The sequence below is a fragment of the Pseudoalteromonas sp. Z9A6 genome (assembly GCF_011378805.1).
GTDB classification, from domain to species: domain Bacteria; phylum Pseudomonadota; class Gammaproteobacteria; order Enterobacterales; family Alteromonadaceae; genus Pseudoalteromonas; species Pseudoalteromonas distincta.
On sequence record NZ_WTKZ01000018.1, the window covers coordinates 34,437 to 53,162 of the forward strand.

Below are 18,726 nucleotides of genomic sequence, written 5' to 3' on the forward strand. Positions count from 1 at the left end.
TCAGCTGGTTTTAATCACGCAACTGCTTTGGTAATCCCTCAGCCACTCCAAATTGTTCCTGTATGTGCTTTTCAGAAATGGCCGACGGAACTAACAATTTAAAGTAAAGACGCTTATAGCCTAAATAAGCTTAGACCTTAGCGTTTAGCTGAATAAGTCTTAACTTGAACTGCCAGATTTGATTTCTAGAGTTGAATCAAATCTGACAATGAATAGCCGATTTCTACTGTTACTGACGGAGACAACCCTTGTATCACGAGCCAATAGATAATAGTGTGCCCAGATACCGGTAACTTAAAACTATATTTACCTGTTTCGTCCTAAAAACTTTTCTAACTTTTGCTCCGCTACTTTATCATCTAATGATAGAGCCTTATATTCATCAATAAGCTTTGTTAAGCCTGAATTTTTTTCACCACGGAAATATTCAATATTACGCTCTATTTTCTTAAAAATATTAATTAGGCTAACATCATTAGCTAGTGAAACATCTTCTTTGTCAGCAAATAGATTTTTCTCTTGCGGGAAGTTCACAAAGTAACGTAAACCACGTTTACCTTCACCTGACGGGTAAAGCAAGTCATTATCAACCAATGATTTTAAATCCCTTGTTGCGGTTGCCGGAGGCGCTCCAGTAATCGCTCGATATTTTTCATTGGTTAAACCATCTCGCACAAAGCCATCAGCGCCGACAGTGAAGATTTTTTTCATCACCTTCTCTTGGCGTTGATTGAGTTTGACCTCCCTATATTCAGCCCAAAACTTTGATTTTTGTAATACAAATTCAACAGACTCAAGTGACTTATCTTGCGAAGTTCTGACTAACTCAACAAACCATGCTATCCACTCATTAATTTGTAAGCTGGCATTGGTATTTCTAAGCTGTTGATAATATTCCATTCGATTAGTATTAATCATGCTCGACATACTAAAAAGCGGAGGCCTCGAAAAGTCTTGAAATAACGCATGCTCTGCTATGGCTCTACCAACACGGCCATTCCCATCTTGAAACGGGTGAATAGCGACAAACCATAAATGAGCAACGGCTGCTTTTATAGGGCCTGAACTATTGGCGCTGTTATACCACTGTATAAAAGCATCCATTTCATGTTCAACCTCAGTGCGATTATTACCGGGTGCTTTGTATATGATTTCACTATCACCGTATAAATCTTCTCTTATTACATCAACAGGCGAGTCTCGATAATCGCCTTTAGTAATAGGGTTTAGATAATAATCTTCACTACCGTGTAATAGCTGCGTGTGCCAATGACAAAGTAAGGTTTTAGACATAGCGCTTTTAATGCTTTTCCGCACATCAACAAGCATCGCCGCAATACCTTTTTCTTTAGGGAAGTAACCACCACGTTCTGGCTCTTTTAACCCTAGAAAACGAGCAACCGATGAACGCACCTCTTCACGGTTAAGTTTTTCACCCTCAATGGCACTGGTGCTTAATGCTTCTTCAACCAGTAAGTGGATAAATGCATCATTATGGTCCTTTGACGGTATTTGCGATAATGCCCCTTCAATGCTGTAGGCTTTTTTCGAATACTCGCTGACACTTGCCTCAAAGCGTGTCACATCATATTCGAATTGAGGCCAATTTTTTTGTTGCCAATGATACATGTCATTTAAACTCTTGTATTTTATAAATCAACTTATATCGAATTATGATTTAAAAGTCTACGTTTTATGAATCATATAGAAAGGAATTTTGATTTATAAAGTTAAGATGTATAAATCAAATTAATCCTTTTGGACAGGGTTGGGTTATTTAAACGTCCGCTTTGTAAAAATGCTCAAATCATTGTGAATGATATGGTAACCCCTCCGAAAAATAATAGCAGCCAAACGTAGAGTTTTCTCTTGATGCGTCCATATAAAAAATACATAAATAATCTTTTTAACCACCTTTAAACCCTATCTAAAACATATAATCAGTAAAAAACCACAAAAAAATAAACCATTTAATTAAAATAACTTTTAAAAAAGTTTTAGAGATTGCTAAATAGGGTGATCTATTTTTGGAACTCATCAAAAAATCTATTAAAAATAGCTAATATACTTAAAAACGGAAGATGGTGAGTTTGAGCTTAATACGCCCCGTGACCGTGAAGGCTCTTTTGAGCCACAGCTAGTTAAAAAGCATCAAGCTCGATTTACTTCAATGGATGATAAGATTCTGTGGCTATATGCACAAGGTATGAGCACCAGTGATATCGTTAATGCATTTGATGAGTGGTATGGCGCTGATATTTCTCCTACATTGGTGTCACGTGTAACCAGTGCAGTGATGGAGCTGGTTACAGAATGGCAATCCCGGCCATTGGATGCCATTTATCCTATTGTTTATTTGGACTGCTTGGTTGTAAAAACACGCCAAGATAAGCGCGCTATCAAAAAGTCTATTTACCTTGCCTTAGGTATTAATATTGATGGTCATAAAGAACTGCTTGGCATGTGGATTTCTGAAAATGAAGGTGCTAAATTCTAGCTAGCTGTGCTCACTGAATTAAGTCAACGGGGCGCTGAAGATATCTTAATCGCGTGCGTAGACGGCCTGAAAGGTTTTCCTGATGCGGTAAATACAGCTTACCCGCAAACACATGTTCAGTTGTGCATAGTGCATATGGTTCGTAACTCATTGAAATATGTTTCATGGAAAGATTATAAAGCCGTGACGGCAGATTTAAAGTTGATTTACTGTTCGTCGACAGAAGAAGAGGCGTTGCTAGAGTTGGAGCGATTTGCAGAGAAATGGGACAGTCAGTACCCTCAAATAGCCAAGTCATGGCGTGCGAATTCGGATAATCTAAATACGCTATTTAATTACCCTGAGGCAATACGCAAAGCCATTTATACAACTAATGCTATTGAATCACTTAACAGCGTTATTCGTCGAGCGATTAAAAAACGTAAGCTCTTTCCAAATAACGATTCTGCAAGAAAAATGATTTATTTGGCAATAAAAGAGGCATCGAAAAAATAGACGATGCCAACTCGAGACATGAGTCGTTTTATCATTGAATTTGAGGAGCGCCTCAGTAGTAAGCATATTTAAAATCTAACAACGGGCAGTTACACAGAATCCGTTACAGGCTCACAATATCTGATAATTCAACTTGAAAAGGTGAGTGTTAGTACACACGATTGAAATCTAATTAACCGCCGCTAACTTCCCCATTTTTAGCATTACATGCGTCGCTAACTTTTTTATATGTATCACTAAATCCTTTCAATGAAATTTTACCTTTTTCATACTCTAAATCCTTGTATCTAACCATCATTGATTTTCCAATAAGCATTTCATCTAATATATTAATACTTTTATAGGATAATTCTTGTTTTAAAGGATAAACCCAATGGTTCAGGCTTTCTCCTAATCTAATTCCTTCGTGTACTTTATTTTTGTCTATTCTAATGATTGCATATGCTGTTCCAATTATCCTTCCGTGCTTAGGTTTGTGATACATATTAACAGTGCCATTGCAATAAATTGACCAAACTCCAAGCTCTCTATCACTATAATAACCACTAACAACTACTTCATCAGTCCATTCATCGATTGATTCATTCACAGACCAACTTGCTGACTCTGCAACTCCTGAAATACAAATTAGAGTAAGCCCGATAATTTTACTAGCCATTTTTAAATCCATTTTTAAATCCATTTTTAAGAAACTTGTATTTAATGCTATTTTACACCTAACGCCTCTCGTAAACAATTGATTCGATAAATGATAGCTTGTTATGGATACAAAAAATGCTCCTTGAATGACACTACCAAACTAGTATCATAAAGCACATTATTGATACCATTTTATGACACTGGTGAAATAGGTTTAGGTTAAATGAGAACATTTTCAGCAGGCTTAACAGGGATAGAGCCAATTATAAGGGAACTGTTTGAAGAAAACTTTGGCGGCTATGATAATCGGGATATTATACCAAGGAAATATTGGAGATTTACCGCCGAAAATGCCACATGCTCCAGAATTACTCATCCTCGCGCGACACCAGACTACAGTAGTTTTCATGACAAAGTCATTCAACGCATCATAGAAATGTAAATTTTAAACTTATGAACTTTACAGGGAAATAGAAGGTAAGAGTAAAAATCGTTTTCCTTGCTCAACTGTAACCCCTTAAAAAGACTTTTTGCCGACTTCACTTTTGTGATGGATCACAAAAATGCCTAAACTTGATAATTTGAAACGATCTGTCATAGCTAAGATCGGAAGTTAAAATAGTGAAAATATATTCCGATAATTTATCTTCCATCGCCCATAGCAGGCTACTTTTCATAAAGTTAAGTCTGTAAATTGTAAATAACCTATATAGCTGCTAACTTAAATATGTACAATTAACATACAAACAAATAAGGACATTGAATTATGAAAAACACGATCCCCCTGCTCGCGCTTTCATCACTACTTCTCACAGCCTGCTCACCATTTAATGGTTCTCCTGAACAAGTCATTGATACCTTTAATTCAGCGGCTAAAGCCGGTGATGTTAAAACCGCTTTTTCGGTTGTTTATGATCCTAAAGGACGAAAAACAAGAAAAATGGCTAACTGGTCAGAGAGTAAGCTACAGAATGCTGGCAAAATGCTTCAAAAAATACATGAACAAAAAACGGGGAATATGACTTTAAATGAAAAGACTTGTTATCTCGATGCTGAAACAATAGAAGCAGAAGGACTGCCTAAGGAGTGGGGAGGCGCATGCATGTATGAATATACATTGAATGACGGCTCAGTAAAAACGATTGATTTTGTCTACGAAAATGACAAGTGGGCCATGAGCTTCCCGTTCTAAGCTATGTGACGACAACACCCCATATAAACGCGCTTGCTATTAATTGCTGTAAGCGCTTAAACGATGTTTCATACTCTCGCATAGCCTCCGTAAGTAGCTGAAATTTTCAGGGTGCTTTTGCATATCATTAGCAATAAAAAGCTAAAAAGGATTCAACAATAGGCTCACTTTCAGGTGACTTCACGCGTGCAAACATGACATTACCGTTAGGCTGAATTTCAAACTGAATTTTATTTTTTTACCTAAGTGCAATGCTTAGCGTTCAACATTAGGTACGGTTGCTTGAAAACGATCGGTTAATGTTGATTCTGTAACTAAAGCTACTTGTGTCATATGCTCTCCCAAAACTAAGCTTACAATCAGTGGTAATGCAAATGCATTACCACTTCAAGATTATTAACTAAATATATTCTTAATTTAAATCGCAACGAACGCAATATTCGTTGTTATGACTACGGCCCAAGCTACCTTGTTAAATGTTTCTCGCGTCTTTGAATTTCTGTCAACGGTGAAACCTTAGAAGTCCATTGAGCACAGAAGTTAACTCAACCCTTATTAAACATAATAATAGCTATCGTAAATTGGGGTTTACGAGAGCTATTTTTATATGTCATTAGTACTACTTACATACTTAAAGCCACACTCAAAGGGCGAAAAAATAACGAAACTTGAAGGTGCGAAAATTTTCGCGAAAAAACTTGTGAGAAAGCGTACCGATTGGAGCTATTTTAGCTGAACAGGCATTCATTCTCTGCTTCATATTTTTTCGTTAAACAACTATTTTAAAAATCAGAACAGAACATCAATGCTAGCGTACATCGGTATATGTTTTATATATATGAACTACGTCTTCCTTGAATAAATACTTATTCAGTCACGCTCCCTTCCTGCATCAACATTAAAACGCATAAATAGCTTTATTTATCACCTCAGGAACCACTTAAAACACAAAATCAATTAAAAAACATAAAAATAATCTTTGTTTAAAAAAATTAAAATTTAACCAATTGAAATTACAGCATGCTTTTTAGGGTGCTCTAATTTTTTTATATGTCAAAAAATTATGTTTACGATTCCACTTGTACCTAATCTAAAACTTATAATTAATAAAACAATAAAAACCTCATAAAAATTAACCGGTTGAATTAAAAGTCATTTTTAAAATTCAAATTTTAGAGAGTGTTAAATAGGGTGCTCTATTTCTGGAACTCATCAAAAATCTATTAATTTGCGAAAAACCTAAAGTTTGAAGTCGCTTAGATGGGTGGATATTCATTTTTGAGACTATCTTAAATTTATGAATAAAACTCAGAACTTAAAGTCGCGGAAATAGCGGAAAATTGAAAGTTTATTAGCTGAACAGGCGTTCATTCTCTGCTTCATATTTTTTCGTTAAGCAACTATTTTAAAAATCAGAACATCAATACTAACGTTCATCGTTATATGCTTTAGTTATACGAACTACGTCTTCCTTAAATAAATACTTGTTCAGTCACTCTCCCTTCCAACGTCCACATTAAAACGCATAAATAGCCTTATTTATCACCTAAAAATCCACTTAAAACATAACATCAATAAAAAAAACATAAAAAACACCCTTTTTTTAGAAAAAAAACAAAACTTAACTCATTGAAATTAAATAATATTTAAAAAAGGAAAATTACAGCATGCTTTTTAGGGGTCTCTAATTTTTTTATATATCAAAAATAATGTTTACGATTCGACTTGTACCTATGGAGCTATTTATTCCCTTGCTTGATCCTAACGAAGTAACTTTTGTTACTTCGACTTCGATTATGTAGGCCTTATTAGCATGACTAAATGACCACTGCAGTGAAACAAAATCTTTACGCTGCTTTGGTGATTAAAATATATGGAGAAGCTAATTATGAAATATAGACAGAAATCGATTCCACTTTTAAAGATAAAGCTAATAACTCATCCGCTACTGAGTAAATTTGCAAAAAGTGATGCTGTGCAATTGAAAGCAAATCGGAGCTTCAAAGAATTACCAATTGAGGTAATACAAACGTTAATCGATTTAAATCCTTTGAAGTGCACTTTTCTATTTTAGTGAAGCCAGAGCAATATTAATAAATAACAAAATGAACATATCGCTAATCGTAAAATTGAATTATATAGGAAGCTCTTGTTGTGCCAAAGATTAAAAAACTACCTTTAAACGTACTTGAATTGCAACAACACCCAACGCTGACTGCTTTGCTATCAGACGATAGGATTACGCAGAAAAAACTACTCGACATTCAGTATCTTTCAATTAAAGAACTTCAGTGTGTGCTTGATTCCTGTCCTATACCAGTGCTGAAGACTGAAAATGAAGGACAGTTCGTTGTATTAGCCATTATACCTCTAATTAAAGTAATTCTCAGTCATGATGCAGCATATAAGTTAATAGCATCACTCATTATTTATGATGAAGCTGAGCCAATAATTTCTACCCTTGCGCTAATAAAGCCAGCACTACTTGCACCTGAATTCAGATCTTTACCGCAGCAATTACACAGCCGACATAACAACGCTAAATCACTTAATTTAGCGGTACCCAGTAAAAAACAGCTTAGTCATTTAGCTCAAGTATCTCCGTCAAGTATTAGAGGTGATAAATGTATCTGATAAAAACTGAATTCATTAACAGAATTTTTTGAATAAATACCATGGGATTTATTCATGTTTTTAAGCGCTACTAGTGTGCTGAGGTAGCCCTACTATTTAGCTTAAAGTTAACCGATTTCAATAACGAACAACTAAACGAGAAATGTATAAACGATGAGTAATGAAGCCATAAAATCAAAAGAAAGATTTAAAAATAGTGGAGCCCCATTCCCCAATGCTAGGCATTGTGCTCTTAAGTTAATTACAGCTGTAATAAGATTGAAAAAACTATATAAGCCATCATCAAGTACGAAGGTAACAGCATATGATCGCGCACTTTTTAACTTCTTATATCTATGGCTGATCGGTGCTCTCACGTCATGTAGAGCGAGCAAAGATATTCCAGATATCACCATTGTTGGTGGTAATACTCCTTGTCAACAACACAGTTTAAGGAGTGTACGGAGAAATAATCCTTCGTGGATCGAATATGCTATTGCTTATCCAACTAAAGAGGGGATTAACTGGCAATGGCAACCTATCCCAAATGGTTTAAATCATTGGTTCTCTGATGCAATAACAAAAACGAAGCAAGCTAATAATTGCTGGGTGATGAGCCAGGAAGAGAAAGAGGTATTCTTACATTTTATTAATGGTAAATGGCGTACTCCTCCGGTATTAAAAGGAAAATATCTAGTTCGTAAGGATGTTTTGTTTAATCACTTCAAAAAAATGGCTCAATGCGATCCAAATCTAACAACACCAGCACAAGTCGTTTTACTTGGAGTTAATAACTTACATCATTCTAGTGCTTTTCATTATCAAAGACGCGACAGTGATCAAATAAGATCTGATATTTTTATTGCTCAAACATATTACTTAGATCGACTATCACAAGCTATCTATGAGCCTGAGCTATTAAAATTTTTTAGCGCTCCAAAACCTATTTTGTATAACGACTCTCAGCTCATTCGCAATACGACTAAACAACAAGACTACCTATGTAGTACATCAGGGAAAATACCTTCTTTACACTATGATATATCAACAGCAAAACGAAACTATATAAACACTCCACCTATTTTTATAGGTTCAATAAGATATATAAATGTTGATTCAGTACGTCGCTTTTTTCAGGAACTTCACTTGCAAGGCCAAAAGCTTGAGTATAGTACGCATACGCTAGAAAGTTTACTGGAGCTGTATAACTTTAGAGTATTTGAACTTGCACTATTATATATTGCATTAACAAGTGCACGTCCAACACACGAAATCACATTTAAAAAAGAATATTGCTTCGATAAACACTCTGCCATCATTTTTGATAAAGGTCGTTATCGTACTATTTGGTTATGTGATTATTTTCGTCTCGCATTATTACGCTACGAATTTTTACTACAAAACTTACAACGTCATTCATCTACTACTTTTGATTCTCCATTAATGTGGTTCTTGATTGATGAAAATTTATCGGTAAAACCATTATCAGCGAAGATTTTACGATCGTTCATGGCTAAGTGGTGGTCTAAAGTTAATCCTGGGGAAGTAAAAGTAGTACCTTATCATTTACGACACTTTTTTGCCCAGCATGCATTAGCATCATTATCTCCTACGCTCACGTCGCAAGATATAAGTCGACTTATTGGGCATGCAAATTATGGAGAGCAACTAGGAAGCGATGAGCTATTTCCTATCGCACTAAATAAGTTTTGCTCTTTTTTAAATAAAATCCCTGAGTTTTTAAATTTAGCTGAGATAAAAGGAGTAAATCATGGCTAAAAAAGCACTAACGGCTCAGACTATTATTACCTACCGTGTAGAGCTAGGTATGGATTGCGAGGAAACTAGCAACCTTCAGTGGGTATGTGATCTAATTAACTCTTTGAGTATTAATGAACGAGCATTATCAAAAGAGCAGCTCAACGACATTAATAAACGAATTAAAAGTATACCCACAGGTAAACAATGGGTGCTTTTAAACGCACTTGATCACGTTTTATTTTATTTGAAAGAAATATGTAATTGGCAGTTACCTGAAGTAAAAGAGCAAGCTTTTACGGATGAGTCAACCATGTGGCTACTTAATATTCATAAAAAGAATCTACGAGCAAGTCAATGTTTTTCCCGATATGAGTCACAGCGTGAGTCTTTTATAGTTAAGCGATGGCATGATTTAGGTTGGGTATTACTTGTGTTGAACTTTGAAGTGGCACCGCTGCATTTATCGTACTGGCAAAGGATATTATCAACACCTACTTGTATTGAGTTTTTCGAAGGGCAATTTACACTCAAAGTTTCACACCCTAAACCTATTGCTTCATATGCAGATGAAAGCAACACGAGTTTCACACGTTACCCACTGCCAGCTTTCCCTTTAAGGGTTTTGCAAAACTTTTATAACTATCCCCCTGAAAAGGCGTTAACAACAAAATCATTATTGGATGCTATTAATCGATGGGTAGATACTGAACCATATTATTTCGCTGCAATGAGCCCAGCAGAATGGTTGCGTACTTTTCAATCATTTTGGCATCACCACTATGCAGTGCCACCAAAATTATTACGTGACTTAAGTGATCCTATGCGTCATGTATCGCCACTTGAATCCACAAAACCTCATACTATTGATACGGCAAAAGAAAAATTATTATTCATTCCCCCGATGAATAAAGCGGTTGCAGGGACAGTAAAAAAAGCACTCGTCGATGCATGGCCTCATACAAAACTTATTAAATACTATAAATTATCATCCCAAAAAAATGTTATGAGGCCTACTGCGCCAACTTGGGATCACGACAATGTGATACCTAAACTGTTTTTTCACTTTACTGATGAACTATTTAATGAAGGTGGGGTTCACAAAAAGATGCTCCCTCCTCAAAGTATCGACCGCTATACAAACTTTTATAAAAACTTAAACCCATTAAGCTTTGACGATGCCTCCAACCCGGAAACATTGCATCGTTGGGCACATAAAGAGTTCGAACGTTTAGATGAAAAAACAACACCGTGGCATTTATATAATTTCCTTCGCAGTGCAGCGCATCAAGAGCTCACTGATGAGTTAGATCTAGAACAGTTCGAGCGCCCTGAACTGCCTTCCCTTGTTGATCCACTTTGCTTAAATGTGTCTCAGATAAACAGCACCGTAGAGCTATTACTTTCTTCAAAAAATGGGCATGCCATGCAGCGACTATTTTCCAGTATAGCAGTCATCTTAGGGTATTACGGAGCTATGCGAAGAGGCGAAGTTTTAAGGTTATGCCTAGGTGACATTACGAACATAAACTCACAAAAAAATCAGCTTTTTAGTATCGTTATAAGAAATACGCCAGAGGGGACGACTAAAAATAAAAAGACGAGAATAATTACTGTATTTATGCCAGAGCCAGCAGCCAAACTTATACGAATATTATTAAAAATCAAAACAGGCTGTGATGAAACGAAACCTTTACTTGGTTTTGAACACGAATCTATAGGCTTGCGCTCAAGCTATTATATCTACCCTGCAACTCAAGCATTAAAAGCACTATTCGGCCCTAAAGTACGCTTCCATCATTTGCGTCATGGTGGTGCGGAATTACTTTATTTACAGGGATTACATCTCGCTTATCAGCGTCAAGGATGTCACTTATCAAGTATCCTTCAAGATGAAGCTACAGAGGCAATGCTATCTAAGGAAAGCTGTTTAGCGCGTTTTGATTTTTGGTTAGAAGGCCGACCATTTAACGAAATGAATACCGGGTTATTATTAGACACTATAGCAAAGGAGCTGGGACACTCTAGCTACGCAACGACTCGTCGTCATTACCTTCATGGTATGGAAAAAACAATTGCATTACTCAAACCTGCATGTCGCCAATACTCACGAGCAGAGCTTCGCTATATCTTTGATATCCCTGTAGGTTCAAATGATATTTCGCGTATTTTAAACTCACTTAGCCAAGAGTACTCATTACTGAGCAATAAGGATAAAAAGCAGTTCCAGCCTGAGTTAGCAGAGAGCCAAATTATAAATAAACTGAAATTAAATACCCTCATGGGAGGTAAGAGCAGCACGATCAATAAACAGCCTTCTACATTTAATAAGTGTGATTTTACACCTCTCTGGATTAGCTCCTTACCTGAAGAATTTATCGATAAAAATACAAATACGTTTTATTACTTTTGTAAAAAGCTATTTACTGCGCTTAATAATGAAATATTAGACTTTAAAACAGCCAATATTCAATGGCGTCAATTAGCAAAAGGACAATATTTAAACTTTACCTCTAAAGAGCTAACAGCGCTAAAAACATTGGGTAAACCCAAAGTAATTCTTCACACACCAGAGGGTAAATCAAATATCGAAACCCTTGATATTCAATTTACTTGTAAATGCAACCAAAAAACATTGCAAGCTTTTAAAACTCTTTGCCACAGAGGGTCATTAAAGCATTACACGGCTACTTTTTTACTAATCCAAAATAGAAAAAGCCTTAACAGCAACAAATTAAATATGGTTAAGCACCAATTTTTACGTAAAGCCGATAATTTTAACTGGCGTAAAACGCCTTATGGAAATACTCAATTAATTATCACGCTGAGAACTCTCATTCCCTCAACATTGCTAGCGCAAACGTTGGAACAATACTTTTTAAACATAACCTTAAAATAAGGATAACTAATAATGGCAAAAATAGTTGTTAAACCAAAAGAGCAAACTTCGATAAATGATTTTCTAAAGAGCGTAATAAAATTGGATGCTGAAGCTCGGATTTCATTTATTATCGATGATAAAATATGCAAACTAATCATGGGAGCAGGTGATAACATGCGAATAATCGGTCTAAATATTGAAAAAGATTGGTTATTAAAAAATGGACAGTGGAGTCTATGCGCAAGCAGCTTCAATCAGTGTTTGAGTGTCCATTCACAACAGGCCAATATTGAGGTCGATATCGAGTATACCTCCAAAAGCTCCTACCCGCATGTTGACACCCTAACAGAAGCCGAGTCACGTATATATATTCTGGCTAAAGAGATAGTAGCCGAGCACCTTGATTTTTTAATGTTTGTAGAACAAGCAAAGCAGCTCACAATACCAACAGCCTCAGCAATAGAAATGGCCAATATCGCAAATTCACATACGCCTTACGATTCATTTGAAATCAATAAAGAAAAATTGAAAGTTCGTATCGAGCGTGACAACAGACTTATCCCATTTGATGCTCCTAAAGGGTTTGTACCAAAATTTGACTTATTATTGAATAAGGATGGCGTTGACAATTTAAAAAATCTCTGTGAATCAACTAAATCTAAAACAGTGACTATATATACTGATGATGAACGGGCGATATTTAGTGATGGTTATAACGTAATATCCAACTCGTTACTTTCTTTGCGAGATTATGCTAATAAAAAAGAAATAAACTACATCGTTGAGCAAAGGCTTATTATCAGTATCTATTCCTTAAAAGATGAAATTAAAATCTATCGTAGTATGAACATAGTAAAAAAAGCAAACGAAGCACTATTGTACATAGAAAGTAATTGCGTGATGCTCGCTGGATTAACGGAAGAAACTGGGGGTAATTGTTTTTTATCTACACAGGAAATCAATGAAACACCGCCTACGATTTACCGTATTAACTTAAGTGCACTTTCAAAAGTGAAAATTAGTGATATCACATCAGCTAAGCAAATCAAGTTGCAAATGTTACTAGATGAAAATGGAAAACGTAGTCTCGGTTTTTATAGCGACACAGACTCAGTCAATCCATATCAATGTATTGATGATATTGAACTTGCACCTGAAAAAATGGACAAGGTAATAGAAGCTAAAAAAGCATTGGAGAAAAAACTTGGGAAACGTGGGGAAGATTTTAGTGACCCACAAGGTGATGCTCTAGGGTTTGATGATATTTAAATTATCTGCTGAGGCTAATGTGTTTATGTTAAGCCCAGTGTCATCACTTACTCACATTGTTTGCAAAGATTTCAAAATCGACAAACTTACAACGGGGCACTGGATAAATAAACAGTACCTGCTATATTAATTACTGAAATTCTAGTTAGTAGCGCGATTTTGTACCTAGTGTATGGTATTCGTATAACTGACAATAAAATAAGCAGTTGAGGTAGAGAGACTGGAACCTCTCTACCCCGTATCGGCTGCGCGACGTTTAACCCTACCCAGCCGATGGCTTAATTCTAACGAATTCCATTGGTGAGGGATAGATCTATTTATAGATTGACTAACTAATGGAGGCTATTATGGCCCACATTCGCATTCGTCCTAACGGGCGTATTCAATATGATTTACACCTTTATGGGCAGCGCTTTCGTGAAGGCACTAAGCTCATGGCAACGCCGGCTAATTTAAAAAAAGCCAATGCCACCCTTAAAAAAATGAACGCGGAAATTGACTTAGAAACGTTTCAGTACCGTGACTACTTTCCTGATAGCAAAAAAGTCGCGAAGTTTGAGACACTGCAACGCACTAAAGACCCCGATCGCCTCTACCCTTTTTTTAATGATTACGCCAATGAATGGTTTGATCGTCAAAAAGCAAAATGGAAGAAGAGCTATCAAAGCGTAATGCGCAATACGCTCGATAAATATTTAATTCCTGAGTTTGGGAATATCCTCGTGAGTGAAATTACACTCGCCAATGTGGATTATTTTCGTGAAAGCCTAACGATGATAAAAAAGAATGGTCGACGAAAGCTCACCAACAAACGCATTAATGGCATTTTGTGGCCACTTATTGCGATTTTAAGTTTGGCGGCTGAAGAGCATGACTTTGCTTACCCTATGCGTCGATACAAAACGCTTAAAGAAGAGCGAGCTGATTCTAACCCGCTAACGGCTGATGAAGTGCAATGCTTTTTAGAGGCGGCACCTATTGAGTGGAAAGATTACTTTAAAGTACGTTTTTGGACAGGGATGCGTAGCTGTGAGGTTCACGGTTTACGTTGGGGAGATATAGATTTCAACCATAGGTTGATTCGAATTCGCCATAACTGGGTCAATGGTGAGTTGTGTGATGTAAAAACACCTAAGTCACGCCGCGAATTAAAAATGTGCGATACACTCTATGCATTGTTCAACCGCTTAAAAAACCAAGCGAGTAATGAGTTTGTATTTACTCATAAGTCCAATCCACTTGATAATCACTTTGTGAGTAAGCAGCTTTGGTTTCCCACTCTAAAAAAAGCGGGCCTGGCACGCAGACGCCCTTACGAAACACGCCACACTGCGGCTGTGCTGCATATTGCTGCGCACGAAAACCCGCTTTATATTTCACATATGTTAGGGCATAGCGATACACGTTTACTGTTTGAAGTATATGCGCCTTATGTTGCTAATGCGTCAAGGCAGGATGGGTTTGCGTTTAATGAAATGATGGTTGAGCGTGGGATTGCATGAAGCGTTTGATTAAAATGCTAAATAAAATTAGCTACGTTTTAGCTTGCAAACTCGGGAATTAATAGTGCCATATAGCCAGTAATTTAACCCAAATTATATATGTAGCCCATAGATATACTAGAAGGTGAGATAGAAACCTCACCTTCTATAATCTATATATATTTCTACAATAACGCTTTTATTGCCGTAGCAATATGCTCAGCTTGCTCTTGAGATGCGACAGAATCAGTTGACTCGACCATAACACGGATGAGTGGTTCAGTGCCTGATTTACGTAGTAAAACACGCCCTGTATCTGCCAATAATGTTTCAGCTTCTAGTACTGCTTGCTTAACTGAACCAGTATTTAAAATCTCATTCGCATTATTTTGTGATAAACGCACATTAAGAAGCACCTGAGGTAATTTTTGCATACCGGCTGCGTAGTCTTTCAATGATTGCTTTTGCTGAATAAGCGCTGTTAATACCAATAAAGAAGCGACAATACCATCACCTGTGGTTGCATAATCTAAGTGTAGAATATGGCCTGAACCTTCACCACCAAGTTTCCACCCCGTATTTTTAAGCTGCTCAACAACATAGCGGTCACCTACTTTAGCGCGCTTGAACGGTATATCCATTTCCTTAAGCGCTAGTTCCAACCCCAGGTTAGACATCAGTGTACCAACAACACCACCTTGCATTTTGCCTTGCAGCTTTGCTGCTTTAGCTAAAATATAAAGGATTTGGTCACCGTCAATCACAGCGCCACTGTCATCAACAAGCATTAATCTGTCGGCATCACCATCAAGCGCAATACCTAAGTCTGCTTTATGTTCAAGTACAGCTGCTTGAAGGCTATCTAGATGCGTGGCACCGCATTGCTCATTTATATTTAAACCGTTTGGTTTATCGTTAATGCTAATAACGTCAGCACCCAGCTCTGCATAAACATTAGGCGCAATGTGATACGCAGCCCCATTTGCACTATCGACAACAATTTTTAACCCTTCAAGTGTTAAATCTTTAGCAAATATGCCTTTGCAAAACTCAATGTATCGCCCTGCGGCATCGTTAATGCGTCTTGCTTTACCCAAGCGTTCTGAGCTTACACACTGCATAGCGTTATTATTTAATGCTTGCTCAAGTAAGGCTTCAATTTCAAGCTCTTGCTCGTCGTTTAACTTCGTACCAGAATTATTGAAAAATTTTATACCATTATCGTAATATGGATTATGTGATGCGCTAATTACAACGCCTGCATCGGCTCTAAAAGTGGATGCTAAATAAGCAACCGCAGGTGTAGGCATTGGCCCAACAAATGCCACATTAACACCCGCAGCAGAAAGGCCGGCTTCTATGGCTGACTCAAACATATAACCGCTATTACGTGTATCTTTACCTATTAAAATCTCTTTCGTACCACTTGATGCTAAAACAGTACCCGCGGCCCAGCCTAATTTCATTGCAAAATCAGGCGTAATTGGAAAAGTCCCTACCTTACCTCTTACTCCGTCGGTACCAAAATATTTACGTGGCATAATTATTCCTTTATAAATGTTACAAATACGCTATACGCGTCATTAATCTTAGTTAACTCTATTATTCTAAAAATAAAGCTTTACTACAAAGCACAAAAAGCGCGAGTTAAACTCACGCTTTAAATTTAATTTAATATATAAGGCTAAATACATACCTTTACATCAACAAAGTGCGAAAAAATTTCTTAATTTATATTCACAACCTTTTGTTTATCCGCGCTTGACTGTCCTATTTTTGCATTCCAAACCAAATCGCATATGCCATCGGTTGGATTAAAGCCTGTGGGTGCATCTAACAACAATTGGCGAATTGTTTCATGATCAAAGTTATGACATGCAATATCTAACGCTTCTATAAACACGTTAAGCTCAGCTAAAGGTAGCATAACTTCACTGGCTGTCATTATACGTTCGTGTGATGTTTCACCCACGTTATCGCCTATTAATAACTCTTCGTAGAGCTTTTCACCAGGGCGTAAACCCGTACACAGTATTTCAATATCGCCATGTGGATTAGTATCGCTTTTAACTTCAAAACCTGAAAGACGAACCATTTTAGTTGCAAGATCTTTAATTTTAACTGGATCGCCCATATCGAGTACAAATACGTCGCCACCTTTGCCCATCGCCCCTGCTTGTATAACTAATTGCGCAGCTTCAGGGATCGTCATAAAAAAGCGTGTTATATCAGGATGTGTGAGCGTTATCGGGCCGCCTTCTTTTATTTGCCTGCGAAATAGTGGCACTACAGAGCCACTCGACCCTAATACATTACCAAAGCGCACCATACAAAAACGTGTTTTATGTTTAACACCTTGCTCTTGTGCTAAACCTTGCAGCGATAGCTCAGCCATACGCTTAGTAGCACCCATAACATTAGTCGGGCGTACCGCTTTATCTGTTGAGATAAGCACAAAGGTCTCTACCTTTGCGTTGACTGCTGCTTTTGCTGCGTAATAAGTACCAAATACATTATTGCGCACTCCTTCAACAACGTTATGCTCAACTAAAGGAACATGTTTATAAGCCGCTGCGTGATAAACAGTTTGCACACCAAATGCTGTCATTACAGTTTCAATTCGGTTAATACGTTGCACCGAGCCCATTATAGGTATTAACTCAATATCAAGGTTATTATTAGTAATGTACTCACTAAGCTCCTTTTCTATTGAATATAAACCAAACTCACTAAGCTCAAATAAAACAAGCTTTGTTGGTTTTTGTTTAACTATTTGTCTACACAGTTCAGAACCGATAGAACCACCGGCTCCTGTAACCATAACCACTTTATTAGCAATGTTAGCGGTCATTAAATCAGTATTTGGTTCAACAGGGTCACGACCAAGTAAGTCTTCAACACCAACCTCTGCTATTTCAGCAAGCTTTGCTTTGCCCTCTACTACATCAGCCATACCGGGCATTGAAAGCACATTAATAGCTAAAGGTTCTAATTGGGCGAGTATTTCTTTGCGGCGAGCACGGGTTTCGCTTGGGAGTGCTAATAAAACTTTACTTACCTTGCGTTTATTTATGAGCTCGTAAATACCTTTAAAGCATAAAACGGGTATACCTTGAATGATTGAACCATGTTTAGTTGCATCATCATCAATAAACGCTCTAACAAAATATTCTGGACCAGCACCTAATGCCGTCGCTAATTGTCGTCCGGCAGAACCCGCCCCATAAATAATGACAGGTTCTTTTTTACTTGTCGTCATTCTGCCAATCATCGCGCGTACCAATACGCGAGACCCACCGACAGTTAATAAGCACAACCACGCAAATATAAATGGCATCGTGCGCGGTATATCTATACCTATAAAAAAGGCGATTAAAACCAAACTGACCGTTGTTATTACAGTGCCTAGTACAATTGCCCAAATAGCTTGTGAGTTCATGTATCTAAGTACAGCGCGGTATAAACCTAAACTAATAAACGCATACAAAGCGGTGGGGATTAACATCAATAACAACAGCCAATTATCAGCACTTTTTAATGGCTCAAAGCTATCAAGCCTAACAATAAGGGCTAACCAAAAAGCGACTGCTATAAAAAGCGAGTCAATAAAAAGTGTAATAAGGCGCTTTTTAGGCCTAGAAGCACTTAAAATAGAACGGATAAAACCATCCACGGCAAGTTCCTTTTCGATTCCGGTCCAGGGCATAACCCAATATGATGTTTGAAATTAACAATATTAAAACTATAACAAAAAACTCATTAATATAAGTAGCTTTAAATGATGATTTATTTATTACACGGTTAGAGCTTAAGCGCTTGATTGAGACAGTTAAAATATATAAGTAATGTGACTATTGGTGCAGTAAATAATGCCTAAAAACTGTCTCAAGAGTGTCTCACG

The 18,726-nt window shown here is 37.0% G+C and carries 11 protein-coding genes and 1 pseudogene; 8 read left to right on the plus strand and 4 right to left on the minus strand.

Features of this window, described 5'->3' with window-relative positions; genetic code table 11:
- Positions 1-306: 306 nt before the first annotated feature.
- The gene (locus tag GQR53_RS09105) at positions 307-1,629 is read right to left on the minus strand and encodes a Fic family protein (RefSeq protein ID WP_165743723.1); all 1,323 of its coding nucleotides are present in this window, start codon (positions 1,627-1,629) and stop codon (positions 307-309) included.
- A gap of 439 nt (positions 1,630-2,068) precedes the next feature.
- Here GQR53_RS09105 and GQR53_RS09110 point away from each other — a divergent pair.
- Positions 2,069-3,064: pseudogene (locus tag GQR53_RS09110) on the plus strand (IS256 family transposase); the annotation flags it as partial.
- A 100-nt stretch (positions 3,065-3,164) separates the two neighbouring features.
- Here the strand turns inward: GQR53_RS09110 and GQR53_RS09115 are convergent.
- On the minus strand, positions 3,165-3,662 hold the full coding sequence (locus GQR53_RS09115) for a hypothetical protein (RefSeq protein ID WP_165743724.1): 498 nt from the start codon (positions 3,660-3,662) through the stop codon (positions 3,165-3,167).
- Positions 3,663-3,854: 192 nt separating this feature from the next.
- Here GQR53_RS09115 and GQR53_RS09120 point away from each other — a divergent pair, with 192 nt between their 5' ends.
- The 7 genes from GQR53_RS09120 (at position 3,855) to GQR53_RS09150 (ending at position 14,846) form a co-directional block, all read left to right on the plus strand.
- Positions 3,855-4,073: a hypothetical protein gene (locus GQR53_RS09120; protein ID WP_165743725.1), complete on the plus strand. Its 219-nt coding sequence runs from the start codon at positions 3,855-3,857 to the stop codon at positions 4,071-4,073.
- 324 nt (positions 4,074-4,397) lie between these two features.
- Positions 4,398-4,823, plus strand: a complete 426-nt coding sequence (locus GQR53_RS09125; protein WP_165743726.1) for a hypothetical protein — start codon at positions 4,398-4,400, stop codon at positions 4,821-4,823.
- A gap of 2,154 nt (positions 4,824-6,977) precedes the next feature.
- Positions 6,978-7,457: a hypothetical protein gene (locus GQR53_RS09130; RefSeq protein WP_121954981.1), complete on the plus strand. Its 480-nt coding sequence runs from the start codon at positions 6,978-6,980 to the stop codon at positions 7,455-7,457.
- A 153-nt stretch (positions 7,458-7,610) separates the two neighbouring features.
- Positions 7,611-9,215, plus strand: a complete 1,605-nt coding sequence (locus tag GQR53_RS09135; RefSeq protein ID WP_165743727.1) for a site-specific integrase — start codon at positions 7,611-7,613, stop codon at positions 9,213-9,215.
- Positions 9,208-12,093, plus strand: a complete 2,886-nt coding sequence (locus GQR53_RS09140; RefSeq protein ID WP_121954979.1) for a site-specific integrase — start codon at positions 9,208-9,210, stop codon at positions 12,091-12,093. Before GQR53_RS09135 ends, GQR53_RS09140 begins: the two co-directional genes overlap by 8 nt.
- A gap of 12 nt (positions 12,094-12,105) precedes the next feature.
- A complete protein-coding gene (locus GQR53_RS09145; protein ID WP_165743728.1) occupies positions 12,106-13,344 on the plus strand; it encodes a hypothetical protein in 1,239 nt (412 codons plus the stop codon).
- A gap of 347 nt (positions 13,345-13,691) precedes the next feature.
- A complete protein-coding gene (locus tag GQR53_RS09150) occupies positions 13,692-14,846 on the plus strand; it encodes a DUF3596 domain-containing protein (protein WP_165743729.1) in 1,155 nt (384 codons plus the stop codon).
- 164 nt (positions 14,847-15,010) lie between these two features.
- Here GQR53_RS09150 and glmM read toward each other — a convergent pair whose 3' ends face one another.
- Together glmM and GQR53_RS09160 are read right to left on the minus strand one after the other, a co-directional pair.
- Positions 15,011-16,366, minus strand: coding sequence for a phosphoglucosamine mutase (gene glmM / locus GQR53_RS09155; protein ID WP_165743730.1), 1,356 nt, complete (start codon positions 16,364-16,366; stop codon positions 15,011-15,013).
- Positions 16,367-16,551: 185 nt separating this feature from the next.
- The gene (locus GQR53_RS09160; protein ID WP_346774392.1) at positions 16,552-18,498 is read right to left on the minus strand and encodes a nucleoside-diphosphate sugar epimerase/dehydratase; all 1,947 of its coding nucleotides are present in this window, start codon (positions 18,496-18,498) and stop codon (positions 16,552-16,554) included.
- Positions 18,499-18,726 lie beyond the last annotated feature (228 nt).